7 protein-coding genes are annotated in these 5,782 nt (G+C 61.0%); 6 read left to right on the top strand and 1 reads right to left on the bottom strand.

The window, feature by feature from the left end; translation table 11 throughout:
• The first annotated feature begins 221 nt into the window (after positions 1–221).
• From ssuE to ACRESD_RS06510, 6 genes are all read left to right on the top strand, one after another.
• Positions 222–815 (top strand): NADPH-dependent FMN reductase, encoded by a 594-nt coding sequence (gene ssuE, locus ACRESD_RS06535; RefSeq protein WP_431750181.1) that lies wholly within the window; start codon positions 222–224, stop codon positions 813–815.
• Between the two features lie 93 nt (positions 816–908).
• Positions 909–1,877 carry a sulfonate ABC transporter substrate-binding protein gene (locus tag ACRESD_RS06530; protein ID WP_431750180.1) on the top strand — a complete coding sequence of 323 codons (969 nt, stop codon included), beginning with the start codon at positions 909–911 and terminating at the stop codon, positions 1,875–1,877.
• A 25-nt stretch (positions 1,878–1,902) separates the two neighbouring features.
• The gene (ssuD, locus tag ACRESD_RS06525) at positions 1,903–3,051 is read left to right on the top strand and encodes an FMNH2-dependent alkanesulfonate monooxygenase (protein ID WP_431750179.1); all 1,149 of its coding nucleotides are present in this window, start codon (positions 1,903–1,905) and stop codon (positions 3,049–3,051) included.
• A 9-nt stretch (positions 3,052–3,060) separates the two neighbouring features.
• Entirely contained in the window at positions 3,061–3,849 is a 789-nt protein-coding gene (ssuC, locus tag ACRESD_RS06520) for an aliphatic sulfonate ABC transporter permease SsuC (RefSeq protein ID WP_431750178.1), read from the top strand.
• A complete protein-coding gene (gene ssuB / locus ACRESD_RS06515; protein ID WP_431750177.1) occupies positions 3,846–4,652 on the top strand; it encodes an aliphatic sulfonates ABC transporter ATP-binding protein in 807 nt (268 codons plus the stop codon). Before ssuC ends, ssuB begins: the two co-directional genes overlap by 4 nt.
• 28 nt (positions 4,653–4,680) lie before the next feature.
• The gene (locus ACRESD_RS06510; RefSeq protein WP_431750176.1) at positions 4,681–4,896 is read left to right on the top strand and encodes a TOBE domain-containing protein; all 216 of its coding nucleotides are present in this window, start codon (positions 4,681–4,683) and stop codon (positions 4,894–4,896) included.
• Positions 4,897–5,026: 130 nt separating this feature from the next.
• Here ACRESD_RS06510 and ACRESD_RS06505 read toward each other — a convergent pair whose 3' ends face one another.
• Positions 5,027–5,656, bottom strand: coding sequence for a TetR/AcrR family transcriptional regulator (locus tag ACRESD_RS06505; protein WP_431750175.1), 630 nt, complete (start codon positions 5,654–5,656; stop codon positions 5,027–5,029).
• Between the last annotated feature and the right edge of the window lie 126 nt (positions 5,657–5,782).

The raw sequence follows: 5,782 nt of genomic DNA, 5'->3' as shown, positions 1-5,782 counted from the left end.
GTACAAAATTTGAGGTAGACCCGAATCACATAGCAGGGGTTTTCAGGCCGTTTCGACGGCCTTTTTTTTCGCCTCGGAATATGTGATCCGTATATTCTTTTATAGAATAAACAAATGAAAAAATGAGATTTATAGATATATAAATCAGCTGATATGGTCTGTTCCATCTTGGCGCCATCGCCACACAGCGAACCGCCGACACTTGCTCAAGGAATACCTGCATGCTGGTCGTAACACTTGGAGGCAGCCCCAGCCAGCGTTCCCGCTCCGGGGTCTTGCTGGATAAAACCCGTCAGTGGCTACAGCAAAAAGGCGTGGAAGTGGTGAGTTATCAGATACGGGACTTCCCGGCCGAGGACTTGCTGCACGCTCGCTTCGACAGCCCCCAAGTCATCGACCTGTTGCAGCAGGTGGCCAATGCCGACGGCCTGGTCATCTCCACCCCGGTGTACAAAGCCTCGTTTTCCGGCGCGCTGAAAACTGTGCTCGACCTGCTGCCCGAACGCGCCTTGGCCGACAAAATCGTGCTGCCCATGGCCACTGGCGGCAGTATCGCCCACATGTTGGCGGTGGATTACGCCTTGAAGCCCGTGTTGTCGGCCCTGAAAGCTCAGGAGTTGCTCCACGGCATCTTCGCCGAAGACAGCCAGATCGCTTATGGCGAAGGCAGCGCCCAGGCACAACTGGTGCCAGTGCTCGAGCAGCGTTTGCACCAGGCCCTGGAGACGCTCTACGGCGCCATGGCCCGTCGCCCGAAACCACTGGACCCCCATGTGTTGAATGAACGTTTGTTGAGTGCTCGCTGGAGCATCTGAGGCTTACCGGAATATGTAGTACTCACCTTACTCAGCCGCCAACGGCCAAGCAGGTGCAGCCAACCCCCTCATCGCAAATTTGGAGAGAGCGCCATGCGCACTGTCATCTTGCGTCGTGGTCTGGTCGCACTGTTTGCTGCGGCTGTGTCCTTCGGCGCCATTGTTCAAGCTCAAGCGGCCGAGACCCTGCGGATCGGTTATCAGAAATACGGCACGCTGGTGTTGCTCAAGGCCAAGGGCACGCTGGAAAAGCGCCTGGCTGCCCAAGGTGTGCAGGTGCAGTGGACTGAGTTCCCAGGCGGTCCGCAATTGCTGGAAGGCTTGAACGTCGGGTCCATCGACTTCGGTGTTACCGGCGAAACCCCGCCGGTCTTCGCCCAGGCCGCCGGCGCCGACCTGCTTTACGTTGCCTACGAGCCACCGGCGCCTACCAGCGAAGCGATCCTGGTGCCGAAAGACTCCGCGATCAAATCGGTGGCCGAGCTCAAGGGCAAGAAAATCGTCCTGAACAAAGGCTCCAACGTGCATTACCTGTTGGTACGAGCCCTGGAAGACGCCGGTCTCAAATACACCGACGTGCAGACTGTGTTCCTGCCACCCGCCGATGCCCGCGCCGCGTTCGAGCGTGGCAGCGTGGACGCCTGGGTGATCTGGGACCCTTACCAGGCCGCCGCCGAGAAACAACTGCAAGCCCGCACCCTGCGTGACGGTACCGGCATTGCCGACAACCATCAGTTCTACCTCGCCACCAAGCCTTACGCCACACAACATCCGGACGTGATCAAGGCGTTGGTGGAAGAAGTGCGCGCGGTGGGCGAATGGTCCAAGGCCAATCCGCAGGAAGTGACTGAACAAGTCGCACCGCTGCTCGGCTTGACGGCTGATATCACCTTGACCTCGGTGAAACGCCAGGGCTACGGCGCACTGTTCCTGACCCCGGAAGTGGTCGCCGCCCAGCAGAAAATCGCCGACAGCTTCTACCAACTCAAATTGATCCCCAAGCCCTTGAACATCAAGGACGTGATCTGGACCCCACCCGCCGCCGTTGCCAAAGCGCCGTAATCCGACTTCTTCAGGAGACAACTCCATGAGCCTCAATATTTTCTGGTTCCTGCCTACCCACGGCGACGGCCATTACCTTGGCACCGCCGAAGGCGCTCGCGCCGTCGATCACGGTTACCTGCAGCAAGTGGCCCAGGCTGCTGACCGCCTGGGCTTCGGCGGGGTGCTGATCCCCACCGGGCGCTCTTGCGAAGACTCGTGGCTGGTGGCTGCCTCGCTGATTCCGGTGACACAACGCCTGAAATTCCTCGTCGCGCTACGCCCCGGGATCATTTCGCCGACGGTGGCCGCGCGTCAGGCAGCAACCCTGGACCGCCTGTCCGGCGGCCGTGCGCTGTTCAACCTGGTGACCGGCGGTGACCCGGAAGAATTGGCCGGCGACGGTTTGTTCCTCAGTCACGAAGAGCGCTATCAGGCTTCGGTGGAATTCACCCGCATCTGGCGTCGCGTGCTCGAAGGCGAAACTGTGGACTACGACGGTGAGCACATCAGCGTCAAAGGCGCCAAGCTGCTCTACCCGCCGATCCAGCAACCGCGTCCGCCGCTGTATTTTGGTGGTTCTTCCGAAGCCGCCCAAGACCTGGCGGCCGAACAAGTGGAAATGGTGCTGACCTGGGGCGAGCCACCGGCCGCCGTCGCTGAGAAGATCCAACAGGTTCGGGCCAAGGCCGCCAAGCTCGGGCGTACCGTGCGCTTCGGCATTCGCCTGCATGTGATCGTGCGCGAGACCAACGACGAGGCCTGGAAAGCCGCCGACAAACTGATCTCCCACTTGGACGACGATACCATCGCCCGTGCCCAGGCGTCCCTGGCGCGCTTTGATTCCGTCGGCCAGCAACGCATGGCCGCCTTGCACGGTGGCAACCGCGACAACCTGGAGGTCAGCCCCAACCTGTGGGCCGGCGTCGGCCTGGTGCGAGGTGGTGCAGGCACGGCGCTGGTGGGCGATGGCCCAACCGTGGCGGCGCGGGTCAAGGAGTACGCGGACTTGGGCATCGACACCTTTATTTTCTCCGGTTATCCACACCTGGAAGAGTCGTATCGGGTGGCCGAGCTGTTGTTCCCACACTTGGATATCGAACGTCCCGAGCTGCCGAAAAGCGCCGGTCACGTCAGCCCGTTCGGCGAGATGGTCGCCAACGACATCCTTCCCAAAGCTGCGTCGCAGAGCTGAGGCAGCGCCATGAACCTTGAAAAATTGAGTCATCGTGTGGCGCCTTGGGTGCTGCCGATTTTATTGCTGGCGGTGTGGCAGTTGTCGGTGTCGGCAGGCTGGTTGTCGACGCGCATCTTGCCGGCCCCCAGTGCGGTGATCGAAGCCGGGGTGAACCTGGTCAGCAGTGGAGAAATCTGGAAACACCTGGCTATCAGCGGCTGGCGCGCCGGCCTGGGTTTTGTGATCGGCGGCAGCATCGGCCTGGCCCTGGGCTTTATCACCGGCCTGTCGAAGTGGGGCGAGCGCCTGCTGGACAGCTCGGTGCAGATGATCCGTAACGTGCCGCACCTGGCGCTGATCCCGCTGGTGATCCTGTGGTTCGGCATTGACGAGACCGCGAAAATTTTCCTGGTCGCCCTCGGCACGCTGTTCCCGATCTATCTGAACACCTATCACGGCATCCGCAACGTCGACCCGGCGCTGGTAGAAATGTCGCGCAGCTATGGATTGTCCGGCTTCAGCCTGTTTCGTCAGGTGATCCTGCCGGGCGCGCTGCCGTCGATCCTGGTCGGTGTGCGTTTCGCCCTGGGCTTTATGTGGCTGACGCTGATCGTGGCGGAAACCATCTCGGCCAGCTCGGGCATCGGGTATCTGGCAATGAACGCACGGGAATTCCTGCAAACCGACGTCGTGGTGCTGGCCATCGTCATGTACGCGATCCTCGGCAAACTGGCCGACCTTGCCGCGCGCGGCCTGGAGCGTGTGTGGCTACGCTGGCACCCGGCTTATCAAGTGAATAAAGGAGGTGCGGCATGACGGCTCAACAACCTCCGCGCCTGCTTAAAGGCATCCCGCTGGCGGTGCGTAAATTGCGCAAGGCTTTTGGCGCGCGGGAAGTGCTCAAAGAGATTGACCTGCATATTCCGGCTGGCCAGTTCGTGGCCGTGGTCGGTCGCAGCGGTTGCGGCAAAAGTACGTTGCTGCGCCTGCTGGCTGGCTTGGACAAAGCCAGTGGCGGCGAATTGCTGGCCGGCTCCGCACCGCTCGGTGAAGCGATTGAAGACACGCGGTTGATGTTCCAGGAAGCGCGTTTGCTGCCGTGGAAAAAGATCATCGACAACGTGGGGCTGGGGCTCAAGGGCAACTGGCGGCCCAAGGCGTTGGAAGCCCTGGAAGCAGTCGGCCTGGCCGAACGTGCCAATGAATGGCCGGCGGCGCTGTCCGGTGGGCAGAAGCAGCGCGTGGCCCTGGCTCGCGCGCTGATTCACCGGCCGCGCCTGCTGTTGCTCGACGAACCGTTGGGCGCGTTGGATGCCCTGACCCGCATCGAAATGCAGCAACTGATCGAAAACCTCTGGCAGAAGCACGGGTTCACCGTGTTGCTGGTGACCCATGACGTCAGCGAGGCCGTGGCGATTGCCGACCGGGTGATCCTGATCGAAGACGGCGAAATCGGCCTGGACCTGATCGTCGACCTGCCGCGCCCCAGGACCCGAGGCTCACACCGCCTGGCCGCGCTGGAAGCCGAAGTGCTCAACCGTGTGCTGTCGTTACCCGGCTCGCCGCCGGAACCCGAACCTGTTTCACCGCTGCCTACGCAATTGCGTTGGGCTCAATAACTCACTCGTCCCATGAAGGAAGCAGACCATGACTATCAAAGCCATCAACGTGCGTAACCAGTTCAAAGGCATCATCAAGGAAATCGTCGAAGGCGACGTGTTGTCGGAAATCGATGTGCAGACCGCGTCCGGCATCGTGACGTCCGTGATCACCACACGTTCGGTCAAAGAGCTGGAGCTGGTGATTGGCAGTGAAGTGATTGCCTTCGTTAAGTCGACCGAGGTGTCGATCGCCAAGTTGTGATTGGCGTCGTTCTTGAGGTTGCTTTCGCGAGCAAGCCCGCTCCCACATTTGCCCGCATTCCAAAGTTGGAACTCGGTCGAATGTGGGAGCGGGCTTGCTCGCGAAAAGGCCGGCCCAGTCACTACAAGACTTAGCGCTTGGGCAGGTACGCCGGCAAATAAAGCCCCACATACGCATCAAACACCCGCATCCCTTCCTCCGCCATGCGCGGGGTGATCAAGCCGTGCTGATGCACCGAGCGCGCATACACGCGGTCGCTCAACTCCAGTGCCAGGGCAAATACATCCACATCAGCGGGTAAGCTCGGTACTTCGAAATGGCGGTTGAACACGGCCAGCATCAGGTCACCCAGTTCCAGGTCATGTTGACGGTCAGCCTGGGTCACTTCGGTCAGCCCATGCTGCGCCAGGATCAACTGGCGAGCAGCGGCATCCTGTTCGTAGACACTGAGCATGCGTTGCTCGACGATGTAGGACAGGTCACGCCAGTGCTTGAGTGAAGCATGGTCGATGGGCGCCTGGATGGCGGCGCGGAAAGCGGCATGCACGTCGGCGGTCAGCGCTTCTAAAAGCGCCGGCACGCTGGCGAAGAAGTGATACACCGACGACGGCGGAATCTGTGCCCGTTCCGCCACGCTGTAGATCGACAAACTCGCCACGCCTCCGGCGGCCAGCAAGGTGCGGGCGGCGTCGAGGATCGCATCGATCCGTGCCTGGCTGCGGGCGCGGGGTTTGCGAGGGGCGGCGGGGCGGGTGGTCATGGAAGTCTCCTACAAGGCAGCGGGCATTGTATGAGCAGGAGTCTGTGTTGTCTGCCAAGGCCTCATCGCAGGCAAGCCAGCTCCCACACATGAATGTATTCGCAGATCAAAATGTGGGAGCTGGCT

It is taken from the genome of Pseudomonas sp. (assembly GCF_050739995.1).
Classification (GTDB): Bacteria; Pseudomonadota; Gammaproteobacteria; order Pseudomonadales; family Pseudomonadaceae; genus Aquipseudomonas.
The sequence above is the reverse complement of the archived record's forward strand: the minus strand, read 5'-3'. Positions and strand labels throughout refer to the sequence as shown.